The organism is Rhizobium jaguaris, assembly GCF_003627755.1.
GTDB lineage: Bacteria > Pseudomonadota > Alphaproteobacteria > Rhizobiales > Rhizobiaceae > Rhizobium > Rhizobium jaguaris.
The window spans coordinates 1,272,139-1,289,519 of record NZ_CP032694.1 but is presented as its reverse complement, the minus strand read 5'-3'; the positions used below and the strand labels follow the sequence as shown (position 1 = coordinate 1,289,519).

The 17,381-nt window shown below is 60.1% G+C and carries 16 protein-coding genes; 5 read left to right on the top strand and 11 right to left on the bottom strand.

Annotation, left to right across the window (positions count from 1 at the left end):
• The first annotated feature begins 17 nt into the window (after nt 1-17).
• A complete protein-coding gene (locus tag CCGE525_RS06270; RefSeq protein WP_120703535.1) occupies nt 18-464 on the top strand; it encodes a MarR family winged helix-turn-helix transcriptional regulator in 447 nt (148 codons plus the stop codon).
• Here the strand turns inward: CCGE525_RS06270 and CCGE525_RS06265 are convergent.
• The 3 genes from CCGE525_RS06265 to CCGE525_RS06255 all read right to left on the bottom strand — a co-directional run bounded on the left by CCGE525_RS06265 (nt 461) and on the right by CCGE525_RS06255 (nt 2,113).
• Complete coding sequence (locus CCGE525_RS06265) at nt 461-1,219, bottom strand: RES family NAD+ phosphorylase (protein ID WP_120703534.1); 759 nt, start codon at nt 1,217-1,219, stop codon at nt 461-463. The genes CCGE525_RS06270 and CCGE525_RS06265 overlap by 4 nt on opposite strands.
• The gene (locus CCGE525_RS06260) at nt 1,179-1,562 is read right to left on the bottom strand and encodes an MbcA/ParS/Xre antitoxin family protein (RefSeq protein ID WP_120706287.1); all 384 of its coding nucleotides are present in this window, start codon (nt 1,560-1,562) and stop codon (nt 1,179-1,181) included. The genes CCGE525_RS06265 and CCGE525_RS06260 overlap by 41 nt, the downstream gene beginning before the upstream one ends.
• A 128-nt stretch (nt 1,563-1,690) precedes the next feature.
• The gene (locus tag CCGE525_RS06255; RefSeq protein ID WP_120703533.1) at nt 1,691-2,113 is read right to left on the bottom strand and encodes an organic hydroperoxide resistance protein; all 423 of its coding nucleotides are present in this window, start codon (nt 2,111-2,113) and stop codon (nt 1,691-1,693) included.
• Nucleotides 2,114-2,244: 131 nt separating this feature from the next.
• Between CCGE525_RS06255 and CCGE525_RS06250 the strand changes: the two genes are divergently transcribed.
• Nucleotides 2,245-2,703, top strand: coding sequence for a MarR family winged helix-turn-helix transcriptional regulator (locus CCGE525_RS06250; RefSeq protein ID WP_120703532.1), 459 nt, complete (start codon nt 2,245-2,247; stop codon nt 2,701-2,703).
• 141 nt (nt 2,704-2,844) lie between these two features.
• Here the strand turns inward: CCGE525_RS06250 and CCGE525_RS06245 are convergent, their stop codons facing one another.
• Complete coding sequence (locus CCGE525_RS06245; protein WP_120703531.1) at nt 2,845-3,582, bottom strand: L,D-transpeptidase family protein; 738 nt, start codon at nt 3,580-3,582, stop codon at nt 2,845-2,847.
• A 158-nt stretch (nt 3,583-3,740) separates the two neighbouring features.
• Nucleotides 3,741-4,547 (bottom strand): L,D-transpeptidase, encoded by an 807-nt coding sequence (locus tag CCGE525_RS06240; protein WP_205587459.1) that lies wholly within the window; start codon nt 4,545-4,547, stop codon nt 3,741-3,743.
• Between the two features lie 155 nt (nt 4,548-4,702).
• On the opposite strand from CCGE525_RS06240, the gene CCGE525_RS06235 reads away from it, so the two are divergent.
• Nucleotides 4,703-6,058, top strand: coding sequence for a methylmalonyl-CoA mutase family protein (locus tag CCGE525_RS06235; RefSeq protein ID WP_120703530.1), 1,356 nt, complete (start codon nt 4,703-4,705; stop codon nt 6,056-6,058).
• Nucleotides 6,055-8,187, top strand: coding sequence for a methylmalonyl-CoA mutase (scpA, locus tag CCGE525_RS06230; RefSeq protein ID WP_120703529.1), 2,133 nt, complete (start codon nt 6,055-6,057; stop codon nt 8,185-8,187). Before CCGE525_RS06235 ends, scpA begins: the two co-directional genes overlap by 4 nt.
• 4 nt (nt 8,188-8,191) lie before the next feature.
• Here the strand turns inward: scpA and CCGE525_RS06225 are convergent, their stop codons facing one another.
• From CCGE525_RS06225 to CCGE525_RS06200, 6 genes are all read right to left on the bottom strand, one after another.
• Nucleotides 8,192-9,184 carry an alpha/beta hydrolase family protein gene (locus CCGE525_RS06225; RefSeq protein ID WP_120703528.1) on the bottom strand — a complete coding sequence of 331 codons (993 nt, stop codon included), beginning with the start codon at nt 9,182-9,184 and terminating at the stop codon, nt 8,192-8,194.
• 89 nt (nt 9,185-9,273) lie between these two features.
• A complete protein-coding gene (locus CCGE525_RS06220) occupies nt 9,274-10,911 on the bottom strand; it encodes a cisplatin damage response ATP-dependent DNA ligase (protein ID WP_120703527.1) in 1,638 nt (545 codons plus the stop codon).
• The gene (locus CCGE525_RS06215) at nt 10,911-11,921 is read right to left on the bottom strand and encodes a ligase-associated DNA damage response exonuclease (RefSeq protein ID WP_120703526.1); all 1,011 of its coding nucleotides are present in this window, start codon (nt 11,919-11,921) and stop codon (nt 10,911-10,913) included. Before CCGE525_RS06215 ends, CCGE525_RS06220 begins: the two co-directional genes overlap by 1 nt.
• A 28-nt stretch (nt 11,922-11,949) precedes the next feature.
• A complete protein-coding gene (locus CCGE525_RS06210; RefSeq protein WP_245472097.1) occupies nt 11,950-12,690 on the bottom strand; it encodes a carbon-nitrogen hydrolase family protein in 741 nt (246 codons plus the stop codon).
• A gap of 81 nt (nt 12,691-12,771) precedes the next feature.
• Nucleotides 12,772-13,344 (bottom strand): TMEM175 family protein, encoded by a 573-nt coding sequence (locus CCGE525_RS06205; RefSeq protein WP_120703524.1) that lies wholly within the window; start codon nt 13,342-13,344, stop codon nt 12,772-12,774.
• Nucleotides 13,345-13,438: 94 nt separating this feature from the next.
• Nucleotides 13,439-15,760, bottom strand: coding sequence for a sensor domain-containing protein (locus tag CCGE525_RS06200; RefSeq protein ID WP_245472096.1), 2,322 nt, complete (start codon nt 15,758-15,760; stop codon nt 13,439-13,441).
• 245 nt (nt 15,761-16,005) lie between these two features.
• On the opposite strand from CCGE525_RS06200, the gene CCGE525_RS06195 reads away from it, so the two are divergent.
• Nucleotides 16,006-17,379, top strand: a complete 1,374-nt coding sequence (locus CCGE525_RS06195; RefSeq protein WP_120703523.1) for a TIGR03808 family TAT-translocated repetitive protein — start codon at nt 16,006-16,008, stop codon at nt 17,377-17,379.
• Nucleotides 17,380-17,381 lie beyond the last annotated feature (2 nt).

The window sequence follows — 17,381 nt, the reverse complement described above, 5'->3', positions numbered from 1 at the left end:
ATCAATATTAATGAACCATGTCAAACGTGATTGAAATTCCCTTCGAGACGACACTACTGGTGCGCGATAGCTGCCTTTGCCTGCATGTACAGCGCGCTGCCCGGGCTTTAGCGCGCCGTTTCGATGAAGCACTGAGGCCGCTCGGACTTACCAACGGCCAATTTTCCCTGATGATGTCGCTGAACAGGCCGGAGCCTGCGGCCATGGGACCGGTCGCAACCCTGCTCGCAATAGACCAGACGACGCTGACGGCGGCCTTAAAACCGCTGACGCGCCGGGGCTGGGTGACTATTCTGCCCAATCCCAGGGATCGCCGTGCACGGTTGCTCGGCCTGACACCATCGGGCAAAGCGGTGCTTGCGGCAGCCGTACCGATCTGGAAGGTAACGCACGCCGAAGTGGAAGCGCGGCTGCCCGACGGCAATGCCGACCGGTTGCGACGGGATCTGTTGGCGCTGTCTTAAGCGTTAGTTCCCATGCGGGGATCGGCACCAAAATCGCTGCGCGCGAAACCAATGCGGCTTTTCGGAAAATCGCAGAGCGCCTGAACGCCCGTTGGCGATAGTCGGATACGCCAGGTCTGGCGTTCGACGGGTTCGCGCGCAGCAAAGGCATGGGCTGTCAGAAGCGCAATATTCTTCCCGCCTTGGGGATCCCTGACGGACCGGTAGAGGATCGCTTGAATGCCCCCTGCCCGCGCCGCGTTCGCGAGCGCCTGGCAGGCTTCATAGTTAACGGGATCGGTCCAAGCCTCGCGATCCCGATCCAACGGTGAATGGGTAAGATCGATCGCCTCGTTGGTCGCGATCGCAGCGGCAAAGGCGGTATATTCCGCCGCATTGGCGGGCAAAGGCGTCTCAGGAGAATCGCCGAAGAAAAGCAGCCTGTAAAAACTCATTTCAGCCAGCGCCGTTTCGACCTGTTCGGAGGCGTAAAAGACGCCTAGCGTACGTCCAGCCCGTCTGAAGCGCGAGCCGTATGGATAGATCGCTCCGTAGCGGAAGGGCGTGGCCAGCAGATAATCCAGGCCGACGCATTCCGGCGGCAAAGCCGGCTTGCTCTCCTCCAGCAAATGTTCGAGAAGTGCCTGCTCTTCCAGCGTATCGACCAGCTTCAATGTCGAGACCTGATGCTGCGCCTCTACCAGCCGCCAATAGCGGCCGGAGATAGGCCGAGCCTCAGACGAGAGCGCGGCGGGCGTCCAGATAGGCAAGGACATCGGTCAATCCGGAGACGGAGGTAATCTTTTCAAGCGGCGTCGCACCGAAGGCAAGATTGACATTACGCAGCCATTGCCGCGCCACGGCCTCATCGCCGCCGACAATGGCATCGAGCGAGCGGAACAGACGTATGAAGAGCACGGCGAGTTCAAATGATTTGCTGTGCCGCTCCAGGAGATGATCTTGCCGTTTCATGCGCGACACCGTCGCTTCTGAAACGCCGATCACGGCGGCAAGCATGCGCGCATTCAGCCCCAGCCGTTCGGCCGCATTCACGACCGCCTTGGTGATGACCAGGGTTTCACTGGGATTCGCATGACCCATTGCTTGGGCAGATGTCATGGCCATATCCTTTCTCAAGAAAATATATAGCAAATTTCTTGCAAAAGAAAAGGAGCGGCGCGCCAAAAAGCGTACCGCTCCTTTGTGCCGTCCACTCCATCAGCCGGAGAGATGGGAAAAGCTTATTCTCAGGCGACCGTAACCGGCACTTCCGTCGAGGTGCGCATGGCATGGCTGTAGGGGCAGACGATGTGAGCGGCAGCGGCGAGCTTTTCAGCTTCGGCCTTGTCCATGCCGGGAATGTGAACCGACAGGGCTACTTCGATGCCGAAACCCCCGCCATCTGCGCGCGGACCGATGCCAACCGTTGCGGTTACCTTGGCGTCTTCCGGAATCTTGACCTTCTGTTGGCCCGCAACAAATTTCAGAGCGCCGAGGAAGCAGGCGGAATAGCCGGCGGCGAAGAGTTGTTCGGGATTCGCGCCGGTGGCGCCGTCGCCGCCGAGTTCCTTCGGCACGGTCAGGGTGACGTCGAGGACGCCGTTTTCAGAAACGGCGCGGCCTGCACGACCGCCGGTGGCGGAAGCCTTGGTGGTGTAGAGGATAGGCATGTCAGATCTCCTTGCTGGTTGGATGAGTTTTGTATATCGAACTATTTAATCGTGCACAACATATTTTTGCGATTTGATTTTGAAAAGTGAACCTGTGACAATGAGGCCAACAAGAAAGTGGCGGAGCAGCGATGATGGACAAGGTGCAGGAGCGGGCAATCCCCGATGACGAAAAGCGGCTGGAGCGGCAGCTCTGTTTTGCCGTCTACGCGACCGCTCATGCCTTCAATCGCGCTTATAAGCCGATCCTTGATCGTGTCGGCCTGACCTATCCGCAATATCTGGTAATGCTGGTGCTTTGGGAAAAAGGCTGCATGCCGGTCAAAACAATCGGCGAGCAGCTCGACCTCGATTCAGGCACGCTGTCGCCACTGTTGAAACGTCTGGAGCAGGCCGGCCTGATCGGCCGCATGCGCGACCCGAAGGACGAACGGCAGGTCATCGTTTCATTGACTGAAAAGGGCGCCGGCATGAAATGCCAGGTCAACATGATCATGGCCGCTATCGGCGAAGCCGTCGGCTGCGATATGGATGAAATGGCCAGCCTGCGCGACCGGCTGCAACGGCTGAGAGCGAATTTAACGGCCTAGAGCGGTCAGCGTTTCGTGGAATCGCTTTCCCGCTCTATCCTTTTGTTTTTACGCAAGTCCGGACGGAAAACCGCTTCGCACTTTTCCTGGAATTGCTCTAATGAGAGCCGCTAAATTTCCCTGGTCAAAACAGGTCGAAACTTACGCCTGCGTCACCAAGATCGGCGCGCGCTCCGGCACGCGATCGTAGAGATCGATGACATCCTGATTCAGCAGACGGACACAGCCGGAAGAAACGGCCTTGCCAATGGAGCGCCAATCCGGATTCCCGTGCAGACGGTAAAGCGAATCCTGCTTGTCCTCGAAAATATAAAGGGCACGGGCACCAAGCGGATTCTTCAGGCCTGGCTCCATGCCGCCGTTGGCGATCGAAAATTTGACGAGTTCCGGCTGGCGAGCCACCATTTCGTCCGGCGGGTTCCAGCGCGGCCATTTCTTGCGCCACTGGATGACACCGCGGCCCTCCCAGGCAAAGCCTTCGCGGCCGACGCCGATGCCATAACGCATCGCCGTGCCGCCCGGCTCGGTAACGTAAAGGAAGCGCTCGCGCGTATTGACGATGACGCTGCCCGGCGGCTCCCCAGTCGGATTGACGACGCGCTGTCGATAATATTTCGGATCGATCTGCTCATAGGGTATCGCCGGAAGATGAAAGCCGCCGTCATCCATAGCCGCATAGATCACAGCCGGGTCCGGTTGCTCGCCTTCATAGCTGGAAAGCTCACCGCCGAAGGGGCGATAGATGGAACCGCCATACTGTACCGGGCTGACGATCGGGCGGCTTTCGACGGTGGAAGCGCAGCCGGCGAGCGTCGAAACGGCGCCGATGCCCGCGAGCGCGAGGAAATTTCGTCGGGAAAGAGAAGAAGGCAGGCTCATGTCGACAGCATCATTCCTGTTGGAAGGGAAGCAGAAACCCGAAACGATCCGATTCGGTTCCCGGCAAGATTCGCAGAGACAAGAATAAAACTAAAGAGCGCAGCCAAGCCCGGCTATCTCACTTATGCAACATCACGAAAATTTGTTTCAATCTACCTTTACAGAACGACGACTTCCGCCTTAGCGGACACACGATTATAGAGATCGATCACGTCCTGGTTCAGCATGCGCACACAGCCGGATGAGGCCTCCTTGCCGATCGACTGCCAATCCGGCGTGCCGTGAATGCGATAGAGCGTATCCTTGCCGTTCTTGAAGATATAGAGAGCACGGGCGCCAAGGGGATTGGTCGGCCCGGGATTCATGCCGCCGCGTTCGGCCGAAACCGGTTTGATCTCCGGTTCGCGCGCCACCATTTCGGCCGGCGGCGTCCATCGCGGCCATTTCTGCTTCCATTGGATAAAGCCTCTGCCATGCCAGGCATAACCGGCCGCCCCAAGGCCGACACCATAACGCATCGCCTTGCCACCCGGCTCGACGAAATAGAGATAATGGCTCCTGGTATCGACGACGATCGTGCCGGGTCTTTCGTTGGTCTGATAACCTACTTCCTGACGCAGGAAACGTGGATCGATGCGCTTGTACGGGATCGCCGGGAGGGTGAAATCGTCTTCACTCTTTTGCGCATACATGGCCTGATGCACAGGATTGGACGTCGGCAGGCCATAGGTCTGATTGAATTGCGTGCGGAAAAGATCGCGCGCTTGCGGTACCGGCTGGACCGGCAGGCGCTTCACCTTCTGCGGATCGATGCCTTCAGGCTGATAAAAGATAGGCGCAGTTTCCTGCGCAAACCGATCGGGATCGGTCGCCCCAGTGTCGGGTATAATGCTGCAGCCGGACATCGCAGCAAGGGCGGCAACGGCAAGCAGGCGACGGGAAACGGGCAAGAAATCGGCCATCATCGGGAACCAGTTGGGATATGGATCGGTCAGCCACATCATGATCTGCCCGGCTGGCGCGAGGCTGGCGTCGGATGCGAAGATATTGCGCCAAGAAGCCAAACTTCTGTTTTCCCTTGCCTTGGCTTGGGTTAGACCATTGGGAGACGGAGGATAGCATGAATATCGACAGTCTCGACCCGAACGTTTTTGCTCCGGTAAGTCGTGAGGCATGGCTCAAACTGGTGAGTAGGGCTCTGAAGGGCGCAGATTTCCAGGAAGCGCTGGTGTCACGAACGGATGACGGCATCGCGATCGAGCCACTCTATGCCCGCCGCTCCGATGTCACGCCATTGACTCGCCGCCAAACCGAAAGGCCTTGGATCGTCAGCCAGCGCATGGACGATCCGGATATCGAACGGGCTTTCATCCAGCTCGGCGCGGATCTTGCCAACGGCGCCAGTGGCATCACTCTCATATCGAAAACCGGCCTGTCTGCCTTTGGTGTCGGCATCGATACCCGTGCGGAGGGGCTAGCGGCAAGATTGGCCTCGGCAATTGCAGGCAAAAACATCTCGCTACGCCTCGAAGGCTGCTCCCCGGCTTTTGCCGATGCATTCGCTACAGCACTTGGCAAAGCTTCGGATCATCAAACGCTGCATTTTGGTCTCGACGCCTTCACCTCGACCGGAACCACGAACGAGATAACGGGCAGTTTTCAGCGCCTGAACAACGCCGGATTTGCCGGCACCTTCCTTAGTGCCGATGGCCGCGCCGCGCATAATGCCGGCGGGACGGAGGCGCAGGAACTGGCTGTTATGGCCGCAGCTCTCGTCGGCCATTTGAGGATGTTGGACCAGACGGGTATCGACCCCGAAACGGTTCTCAACGTAACGAGCCTCTGCCTCACCGCCGATCAGAACCAGTTCATCACCATGGCGAAAGCCCGCGCGGCACGCATGATCTTTGCCCGCATCGCCGAGGCCTGTGGCGTTTCCCATCCGCCCGGGGCCTATATTTTCATGGAAACGAGCTATCGAATGCTCACTAAACTGGACGTAGAGACCAATATCCTGCGCAATACCATTGCCGTCTTCGCCGCCGGCACCGGCGGCGCGGACGAGATTTCGGTATTACCGCACACCCTCACGCATGGCATCCCCGAGCCGCTGGCACGACGCCTGGCGCGCAATACGCAGACCATACTGATTTCCGAGAGCCATCTCGACCACGTCGCCGATCCGGCGGCCGGGGCTGGTGGCATAGAGGCACTGACGGAGGCTCTGGCCGAAAAGGCCTGGGAGATTTTTGCGGGCATCGAGCGGGATGGCGGGCTGGCAAAGGTTATCGCCGGTGGCCAGCTTGCAGCGATGGTGGACGAGGCGAGCGCGAATCGTGCGGTAAAGCCGATTGTAGGGACGACATTGTTTGCCGCGGAGGTGGAGCGGCTGGTTGAAATTTTGGGAGAGCTGGGATCCGTTGTGGAATGTCTCGGCGTGAAGCCGCTGCGGCTGGATGAAAGGGCGTCTCTATGACCCGTATTCCCGGCTTCGCCGCTATTGCCTGGACAAGACCGCAAGCCACGACGCCGAAAACCGACGCACCGGCTTGGCAAACTCCAGAGGGCATCGCCGTCAAGCGCATCTATGACACGACTGACCTCGCCGGTTTGAATTTCCTCGACACCTATCCTGGTGCTGCCCCGTTCGTCCGCGGCCCCTATCCGACGATGTATGTCCAGCAGCCCTGGACCATCCGCCAATATGCGGGTTTCTCCACCGCCGAGGAATCGAATGCCTTCTACCGCCGCAATCTCGCGGCCGGCCAGAAGGGCCTCTCCGTCGCCTTCGATCTCGCCACCCATCGCGGCTATGACAGCGACCATCCGCGCGTCGCCGGCGATGTCGGCATGGCCGGAGTGGCGATCGATTCCATTCTCGACATGCGCCAGCTTTTCGACGGCATACCGCTCGGCGAGATGAGCGTATCGATGACCATGAACGGCGCGGTGCTGCCTGTCATGGCGCTCTATATCGTCGCCGCCGAGGAACAGGGCGTTTCGGAGGACAAGCTCTCCGGCACGATCCAGAACGACATCCTCAAGGAATTCATGGTCCGCAACACCTATATCTACCCGCCGCAGCCCTCGATGCGGATCGTGTCTGATATTTTCAGCTATACCAGCCAGCGCATGCCGAAATTCAACTCCATCTCGATTTCCGGGTATCATATGCAGGAGGCCGGCGCGACGGCGGATCTGGAGCTCGCCTATACCATCGCCGACGGCATCGAATATGCCCGCGCCGGGGTAGCCGCCGGGCTCGATATCGACAGCTTCGCGCCACGCCTCTCCTTCTTCTGGGCGGTTGGCATGAACTTCTTCATGGAAGTCGCCAAGATGCGAGCGGCACGGTTGATCTGGGCTGCATTGATGCAGAAAAACTTTGCGCCGAAGGATGCGAAATCGCTGGCGCTGCGCACCCATAGCCAGACGTCCGGATGGTCGCTGACGGCACAAGACCCGATGAACAATATTATCCGCACCATGGTCGAGGCCATGGCGGCGACGCAGGGCCATACCCAGTCCCTGCACACCAATTCCTTCGACGAAGCGCTGGCGTTGCCGACAGACCATTCGGCCCGCATCGCCCGCAATACGCAGATCCTGCTGCAGAAGGAATCCGGTACGACCGATATCATCGATCCCTGGGGCGGCTCGGCCTATGTCGAGCGGCTGACGCATGATCTGGCGGCCCGCGCGCTCACCCATATCGAAGAGGTCGAAGCACTCGGCGGTATGGCAAAGGCGATCGAAAAAGGCATTCCGAAGCTCAGGATCGAAGAGGCGGCCGCCCGCACACAGGCCCGCATCGACAGCGGCCACCAGACCATCGTCGGCGTCAATTTCTCGCGACCGGAACAGGACATCAACGTAGACGTGCTGAAGGTAGACAACTCCGAAGTCCGCGCCCGTCAGCTCTCGAAACTGCAGCAGTTGAAGGGCACGCGCGAGACTGCGGCCGTGGAGACCGCGTTGGAGGCGCTGACCGACGCTGCGCGCAACGGCACCGGCAATCTGCTGGATTTCGCCGTCAAGGCGGCGCGGGCGAGAGCCACGGTCGGCGAAATCTCGCTGGCGCTGGAAAAAGCCTATGGCCGGCATGCCGCAGAGATCCGAACCATATCCGGCGTCTATCGCAAGGAAGTCGGCACCGCCGATCCACTGTTCAACAGGGCCGTCGCCAAGGTCGAAGCGTTCCGCAGGGCAAAGGGCGAAAAGCCGCGCATCCTCGTCGCCAAGATGGGACAGGACGGCCACGATCGCGGCCAGAAGGTCATCGCCACCGCCTTCGCCGACCTCGGCTTCGATGTCGTCGTCGGCGCAATGTTCCAGACGCCGGAAGAGGTCGCCGATCTCGCGGTTCGGGAAGGCGTCGACATCATCGGCGCTTCATCGCTTGCCGCCGGCCATCTGACGCTGGTGCCGGAACTGAAGGAGGCACTCACCCGCCGCCACGCTGGCCATATTCTCATCGCAGTCGGCGGCGTCATCCCGCCCCAGGATTTCGCGGCATTGGAAGCCGCCGGCGCCGACGCTATTTTTCCGCCGGGGACGGTGATCGCGGAAGCGGCAGCGGCGCTGATGGATCGGCTGATGCGCTAACCGCTTAGACCGCCACACTCCTGAAAAACTGGATGCTCTGTTCGATCTCGCCTGGCAACGCGGAATTGTGGCTGCCTTGAACTGTCGCCAATTCCATTTTCACCCCGCCAGCAAGGGCACGTTTGGCGAGCAGCGCCAAACGGGGGTCGATATTGGCCTCTTCGCTGGCATGCGTGACCTTCAAGGGGCATTTGAAGCTGTGAGCATAGCAGATTGCCGAGCGCATCTGGAATTCGCGCGGATTCTTTGCGTTGAAGCGGATATCCTCCGGATAACGATGGAAGAAGGCAAAGGCATCCGGATTACCTGACATGGGAGTGGCCGCGCGGAAATGTTTGGTCGACATCGCCGCAAGCATCGCCAGCGTGCCGCCGACGCTGTGGCCGGCAAGGAACAGACGGTGTGGATCAACGCCCGGCAGATGGCGCAGGCGATTGGTTGCGGCAAGTACATCAGCGACTTCGTCATAGAAACCGGAGAAATTGCCCTTCTGGCCGTTTTCGCCGCGCATCGAAGGGATCATGACGATGTAGCCGGCATCAATATAAGGCTTCATCAGCAGCCAATGGCCCTGACCGATGGCGTTGCCGCCGTGCAGGAAGAGCACGGCCGGCTTCGGCTTCGGCGTGCGCTCATAGCGCGACACCCAGGCGACGAGCTCCAGTTCACCACCCAGGCCGCTGCGATAGAAAATCTGATCGGCGCCGGAGGGCGCGACCAGCGGCTCATATTTGTCAGGCGCCGGACCCTTGTTCAGAAGATCGGTGCGAAACTTGTGGCGCTCCTTGGCATAATCGCCTGCCAAAAGCGGCGGATCGGCCATTGCGGCGGCCGGCTTGCCGGTCTGGGGATCGACAACCTTGGCATCAGCCGGCTTGGCGACAGGAGCCGCGGTTTCGACAGCCCTGGCGATATTGGGAGCTAACAATGTTACGGCAAGACCGGCAAGAACGGTGCGGCGACTGAGGGGAAATGCGTTGTCTTCAGACGTTGTCATATGCTCTGTCCAAATATGCCCGGCGAATCGAAATCTGCACGGGTTGAAAGGCGCGGCCAATTCACATTGTGGTGAGGAATCAACCTGACCTATTCATCAACAGCAGGAGCCTTGGCGTCAATTAGCGCCACCAAACTTTCCAGCCGATCCGCCTCATAGGGCGGCTTGTCTGGTCGAAGACGGGCAATTCGCGGAAAACGCATGGCGACACCGGATTTGTGCCGCGTCGAACGGTTGATCCCTTCGAAAGCGACTTCGAGAACGAAGCCGAAATCGCGATCGGCCCTGACCGCTCTCACCGGGCCGAAACGATCGATTGTATTGTTGCGCACAAACTTGTCGAGCACCTCAAGCTCGGCATCCGTAAAGCCGAAATAGGCCTTGCCGACCGGTACCAGTTGCTCGCCTTCCGGTGTCATCGACCAGACGCCGAAGGTGAAATCGGAATAATAGCTCGAACGTTTGCCATGCCCGCGCTGAGCATACATCAGCACCGCATCGACATTGTAGGGATTGCGTTTCCATTTGAACCACGGCCCCTTGGCGCGGCCGGCGAGATAGGCGCTGTCGCGGCGCTTGATCATGACGCCTTCGATAACGGGATCGGGCGGCGACGAGCGCAATTGGTCCAATTCCTCCCAGGAGGTAAAATCGACCAGCGGCGAGAGATCGAAACGATCGTGGGGTGCTGCCTCGATGATCTCCATCAGCCGCTCGCGCCGGTCGAGAAAGCCGCGGGCACGCACGTCCTCTTCGCCATCGAACAGCAGGTCATAGGCACGAATGAAGGCGGGATAGTCCTCCAGCATCTTCGCCGTCACCGTCTTGCGGTTCAACCGCTGCTGCAGGTCGGAAAAAGTGCGTGTCGGGCTGTTGGAGCGCGCCGTGCCGCCGATCAGCAATTCGCCGTCAACAACGCCCTCGAAGCTCACGGCGTCGACGATATCCGGGAAGGCGCCGGATATATCGTCACCGGAACGGGAATAGAGCTTGCTCGTCGCACCCGCTCGCGAAAGTTGGACGCGGATGCCGTCCCATTTCCACTCGGCGGCATAATCCAAAGGATCGAGCCCACTGAGATCCCCGGGCTCGACCGGATTGGCGAGCATCACGGAATGAAAAATCGCCGGCGTCGCCAGCACCGGCTTGTCGCCCTTGCCTTCCAGCCATTGGAACAGGCTTTCATAGGGCGGCTGCAGCCCATGCCACAGCGTTTCGATCTCGGTCACGTCCTTGCGGCTCAACTCCGCCAAAGCCTGCTTGGCAAGCCGCGCCGAAACGCCGATGCGCAGCGCACCGGTCGCGAGCTTCAGGAAGGCAAAACGGCCCGACGTGTCCAGCCGGTCGAGCAGGTCGCGAACGAAGCTGCGTACCTCGGTACGCCCCAGCGCATTCATTCGGCGCACAACGTCGCCGAGCTTCGGCTGCTCACCCACTGGGCGGACGATATCGCTCTCCTTGTCCCAGACCAGCGAGATGGTCTCGGCGAGATCGCCGACATAGTCGTAAGAGTAACGAAACAGCACCTCGTCCATGCGTTCCAGCACGAGGTCGCGCAGCATGGCCGGCTTGACGTTGCGGACCTCCAGCGTACCGGCAATTGCGGCGAGACCGTAACCGCGATCCGGGTCGGGCGTATCGCGGAAATAGTCGGTGAGCAGCTTCAGCTTGCCATTGCGGCTCGGCGTCAGCACCAGGCGATCCAGAAGGTCTGCGAAGGCTTTCATCAGTCGCCCTCGTCCTCATAGCCGATCAGATGCAGTGGCTTGGCGGGGATGCCCTGCAACTCGCACCAGCGGACAAGGGCTTCTTCGCGCCCGTGGGTGACCCAGACTTCGCCTGGCTTCAACTCCGAAATGGTCTCCGTCAGCTCCGGCCAATCGCAATGATCCGAAATGACCAGCGGCAGCTCGACGCCGAGCTGCTTGGCGCGCTGGCGCACCATCATCCAGCCCGATGCAAAGGCGGGCAGAGGATCATAGAACCGCCGCGCCCAGCGATCAGAAAAGGCCGATGGCGGCCCGACGACGACGGCACCCTTGAAGATCGACTGATCCCGGCTTTCGATCGTTGCCGGCAATAACTCGCCGAGGACGATGCCCTGCCCGGCATAGTAGCCGCATAACGTCTCCAGCGCGCCGTGAATATAAATCGGCTTGCTGTAACCGGCATCGCGCAGCAGCCGGATGACACGCTGCGCCTTGCCGAGCGCGTAGGCGCCGATGAGATGGGTGCGCTCCGGGAATTGCCGGAGCGATGCGAGCAGCTTTTCCGTTTCATCCATCGGATCGGGATGATGGAACACCGGTAGTCCGAACGTTGCCTCGGTAATGAAGACGTCGCAGGCAACGGGCACGTATGCGGCACAGGTCGGATCCGGCCGCCGCTTGTAGTCGCCCGATACGACGATGCGCAGCCCATCCTTCTCCACGGCGATCTGCGCAGAACCGAGCACGTGCCCAGCCGGATGAAACTGTACCCGCACGCTGTTGATCGTCAGCTCCTCGCCGAAACCGACGGCCTGCTCCGATCCGGCAAAACCGTCGCCATAACGTATCCGCATGATGTCCAGCGTCTGGCGGGTCGCAAGCACTCGGCCATGGCCTGCGCGAGCATGATCGGAATGCCCATGCGTCACCAACGCCCGCTCCACCGGCCGCACGGGATCGACATAAAAGCCGCCGATCGGACAGAACAGTCCCTCAGGCGCGGGATAAAGCAGTTGATCCGGTCTCATGCGGGAGAAGATAGCGTGATTTGTGCAATTATGTAGCGATCATTGGGGCTTTTTGATCGAATCCGCGTTCGGGTTGTCGATCGGGCAGATCGAAGACAAGGACATCCTCGTTATGTGGTTTCGCCTTGGCCACGACGACGCCGTTCGGATCGACGATCGCGCTGCTGCCATAGCTGAACCAGCCGTCGTCGTTGCCGCCGACCACATCGGCCGCCATGACCCAACACCCTGTGTGCTTGGCGCATATTTGCAGGCCCGCCATACCCGGCTTATGCCACTTTTCCGCCTTGTGAGGCCGGAGCATCAGATTGATGGGATTGCAGATAAGGCCGGCCCCCTTTCGGGCCAGACGAGTCGAGGTATAGGGATATCTCAAATCGGCGCAGATATTGATACCGAAGCGCCAATGGCCCTCCTCCCAGACAGGAAAATCCTGCCCGGGCGTGCAGCCGCTTTCCAGCGGATGCGCTTTGGCATAGGCCCCGATGATCCGGCCTGCCTTGGCGACGATGGCGCTGTTGTAGAGCGCATCGCCCCTCCGCTCAAAAAGGCCGACGACCGCAGTCGTCCTCCCAGCGGCAAAGCGAGCGACAAGGGCGTTCAACCGGGGATCATCGAGAGACAGTGCGCGCCGCCCGGCAATTGCCGCGTTGTAACTGTGTCCCTGAAGATAGCATTCCGGGAAAAGGGCGAGTTCGATACCTTGCTCGTCCGCCCACGCCAAGTCGCGCGCAAGCACATCCGCGACCTTATCGACGGCATCGAACATCGCTAGACGTTGAAAGGCTGCAATCCGCATATCGAAGGACTAGCACGAGCCTTGAGTCGTCTACAGCGCGAAACTGCGCTTCTACCTCATCATCTGCTCGAACCGTCGGTCCGGCACCAGCCATATGCAGGCGACGATGAAATAGATGCCGAGGGAAATAAACGGGTTGATCGCGGCAAGTATGATCGCGAGGATGTAGAGGGCGACGGAAATTCCGGCCTTACGATCCGAGCCGAGCGTCTGGGCAAAATCTGAATCCGTTCCATGCACGCGGATCAGCATTTGTCCGAGGATGTAGTAGGCAAAACCGCACATCAGCAGGATGAAGCCATAAACCATCACGGGGGTCATGGCGAAGTCGTTTTCGTCCATCCAGCCGGTGGCGAAGGGCATTAATGACAGCCAGAATAGCAGATGCAGATTGGCCCAAAGCACGCCACCCCGGACATGCTTCACCGCCTGGAACATATGATGGTGATTGTTCCAGTAGATGCCGACGTAGACGAAGCTTAGAACATAGGAAAGCAGCGTCGGAATCAGCGGCACGAGTGCCTGCAGCCCCTCGCCATGCGGCGCTTTCAATTCCAGCACCATGATGGTGATGATGATGGCGATCACGCCATCGGAAAAGGCCTCGATGCGCCCCTTGCCCATGAATCGACTTCCCCTCTTCTTCGCGCGGAGCCCAATACAGAATCAACTCAGGGGCCAGCGTGTGGAGGCAGGATTACAGCAGATGGGGATGCGTTCAAGCGAGGCGGTCACAGGCGCTTGTTAGAAGCCTTGCGATCTCCCCTGCTCCGACCGGCCGCGAAAAATAGAAACCCTGCGCTTCGTTGCATTGACTCTCGCGCAGGAACTCGAGCTGCTCGTCCGACTCCACCCCCTCTGCGACCACGGCGAGGCGCAGCCGGCGCGCGAGCGAGATGACGGCGGAGGCGATGGCAACCGTCGTTTCGTCGCGAGGCAACGCCTCGACGAAGGAACGATCCATTTTGAGACGGTCGAAGGGAAAGGTCTTCAGCGCCGCCAAGCTGGAATAGCCGGTGCCGAAGTCGTCGATCGACAGGCGCACGCCGAGCGCCTTCAGCGCCTGCATCACATGCAAGGCGCGCGGCACGTCATGCATCAGCGTGCTTTCGGTCAACTCCAACTCCAGCCATTGCGGGCCGAGACCGCTTGCCTCCAGGGCTTCGGTGACATGAGCGGCGAGCGCTGGATCACCGAACTGCCGAGCCGAAACATTGACGGCGATCGTGACCGGCGGCAAACCCATCGCCTGCCACTCCTTGGCCTGCCGGCAGGCCTCGTTCAATACGAACAAGCCGAGCGGAATGATCAGCCCGGATTCTTCCGCCAGCGGGATGAATTGGCCAGGGGGCAGCATGCCGTGACGCGGATGACGCCAGCGCACCAGCGCTTCGACGCCGACGATGCGGCCGCTCGCGACATCGACCTGCGGCTGGTATTCCACGAAAAACTGCTTGGCGCCGATGGCGCTGCGCAATTCCTCCTGCTCGCTCAACGGCATGACACCTGCCGCATTGGGCTTATGGGTATGATATTGCAGCCGGTTGCGCCCATGCTCCTTGGCCTTGTACATGGCCGCGTCTGCACAGGCGATCAGCTCCTCGGGCGTCTCACCATCGGCGGGAAACGCCGCGACGCCGATGCTGCTCGTGACGGAAACCTCGATATCTCCGATCACCACCGGCTGTGTAATCGCCTTCTGCAGCTCACGCAGTCGGCGCGCGATGCCTGTGTCGTGCCGCCGCGACTGGTGGACGAAGACCAGCAGGAATTCGTCGCCGCCAAGGCGCACCACCATGTCGGAGGCTCGCAGGCTATCGACCATGCGCGCTGTCAGCTCCTTCAACAGCTCATCGCCGGCGCCGTGGCCGCGACTGTCGTTGACTTGCTTGAAATTGTCGAGATCGACATAGGCGACCGTCACCTTGCGGCCATTACGCCGCGCCTTGAACAGGATCTTCGCCATGTTCTCCTTGAGAAAGGCACGGTTCGGCAAACCGGTGAGGTCATCGTGGTGGGCCATGAAATAAATGCGGTCTTCAGCGCGCTTGCGCTCGATGGCGATGCCGGCGATGTGGGTCGCCATGGCGATCAACTCCAGCTCGCACTCGGTCGGCTCGCGTACCGCGCTGGAATAGAGCCCGAGAGTGCCAAGCACGTTGCCCTGCGAGGTCATGATTGGCGTCGACCAACAGGAATACAGATCGAATTGCGCGGCAAGCCCGCGAAAATCCTGCCAAAGGGGATCAGTCTGCGTGTCGTTGACGAAGACCGGCTTGCCGCGCCAGGCGGCCGTACCGCAGGAGCCGACCTTCGGGCCGATGGCAATGCCGTCGATCAGGCGGCTGTAGGCGGCGGGCAGATTGGGCGCGGCGCCATGGGACAGATGTATGCCTTCATGATCCAGCAGCAGCACCGACCCTTTGATGCCGACCATCTGGTCCTCAACCATCAGCACCAGAGCCTCGAGGATCATCTCCAGCGGCTCGCTCTTGGCGATCATTTCCAACAGTTCGGCCTGGCTGCGGCGCAGATGCTCCTGGCGCTTGCGCTCGGTGATATCGCGGGAACTGCAGATCAGACCGATCACCTCACCGCGATCGTTGCGCAGCGGCAATTTCGAGGTCAGCCGATAGACCGGCTTTCCGCCGCTCGCAGAAAGGACGACATCCTCCATATCGATCCGAGGCTTGCCGGTAGCGATGATTTCCTGCTCGATACGGTAGTATTCGCTAGCCTGCTCCGGCGGCATCAAATCGAAATCGGTCTTGCCGGCGAGCGCACTCGCTCTCTCCAATCCCAAACTTTTTGCAGTGGCGGCGTTGGCGAAGACGAAGCGGCTTTCACGATCCTTGACGAAGAGAAAATCCGGCAGTTCATGCACGATCGCCTTGAGCCGCAATTGCTCGATGCCATCGGCAACATGGTGCGCGTTCGCCGCCATCAGCGCTTGCGTCGCCGCCAACAGACGCTCCGTTTCGATGTCGAGCGTACGACCACGCTCGCTTGTCCGCGCGTGCTGAAAAGCCGGCTTATTCATGATGCGCATTCTCCCATTACAGCCGCAGGCGCGGCTTTCTCAAATGTCACAACTGAAACGCGATCAGTATAGTTCGCGCTTCCTTCAAGCCTCTTAAGCGGATGGGTGAATGAAAGAATAAAAGGGCGAAACACCTGAAAAACAGGAAGCCCACTTTCGCGATAATCGCGTTCTTTCCCGTGCCATATCAGGACACATGCGCGTGGCACGTTTTCTGCTTCGAAAGGCTCAGTCAGGAGTTAACAATGGTCCAGCGCCGCGCGTTCATCGCCTATATCGCCGCCTCGGCCGCCGCCGGCCTGTTTGCGCAACGCTCTCTTGCGGCACCGCTCGCCAAGATCGCGGCCGCCGAGATGCGCGGACCGATCGATGCTATCGCTTACAAGGCGACGCCAGGCACCAGCGATATCCGAAGCGGCAAGCTCCAGGCGGTGATCGACAACGCCGCGCGTAACAACGCGCCGGTCTTCCTGCCGCCCGGCAACTATGATGTCTCGAACCTCACATTGCCCGATAACACCCGCATTACCGGCATCCCCGGCGCCTCACGGCTCGTCTATGGTGGCGAGGGCCATCTGATGAGCGCCGACAAGGCCAAACGCATCGAACTATCCGGCCTCGTTCTCGACGGCGGCAATCGGTGGCTTGCCGACTATGCCGGCGGATTGCTGCAATTTGCCGGCATCGACCAAGTCCTCATCGACAATTGCGAAATCGCCGGCAGCCGCAAACATGCGCTGCAATTGGAGCGCTGCGGCGGGCGCATCGAACGCAGCCGAATATCAGGCGCCGCGGAGGCTGGCCTTTATTCCGTCCAATCGACTGGGTTGACGATCACCGGCAATACGGTCGAGGATTGCGGCAATGGCGGCATCCTCATCCACCGCTGGGACAAGGGCGCAGACGGCAGCGTCGTCAGCGGCAACCGCATCGCCCGCATCGGTGCCAACGACGGTGGCACCGGCCAAAACGGCAACGGCATCAACGTCTTTCGCGCCGGCGGCGTCTTGGTCTCCGGCAACCAGATCGCTGATTGCGCTTTCACCGCCGTACGGGCCAATTCGGCATCGAACGTTCAGATCACAGGTAATCAATGCCTGCGCTCAGGCGAAACGGCTATCTTCTGCGAATTCGAGTTCGAAGGCGCCGTGGTCAGCAACAATCTCATCGACGGCGCGGCAAACGGCATCGCGATTGCCAATTTCGACAAGGGCGGCCGGCTCGCCAGCGTCACCGGCAATATCGTCCGCAATCTGTTGCTGACCGGTCCCTATGCCCAGGAGAGCGGTTTCGGCATCGGGATCTCGGCAGAAGCCGACACGCTGATTGCTTCGAACCTTATCGAAAATGCCCCGCTCTGGGGCCTCAAACTGGGCTGGGGCGCCTATCTGCGCAACCTCGTCGCCACCGGCAACATCATACGTCAAGCCCCCATCGGCTGCGCCGTCTCCGTCGTCGACGGCGCCGGCGCGGCTGTCATCTCAGACAATCTGTTTCAAGAAGCGACGAAAGGAGCGATCATCGGCTTTCGTTGGGACAAACCGGCTTCAGGGGATTTGACGACGACGGGGAGTGAAAATTTTCCACAACTTACAATAGCGAAAAATAGGTTGGCGTAGAC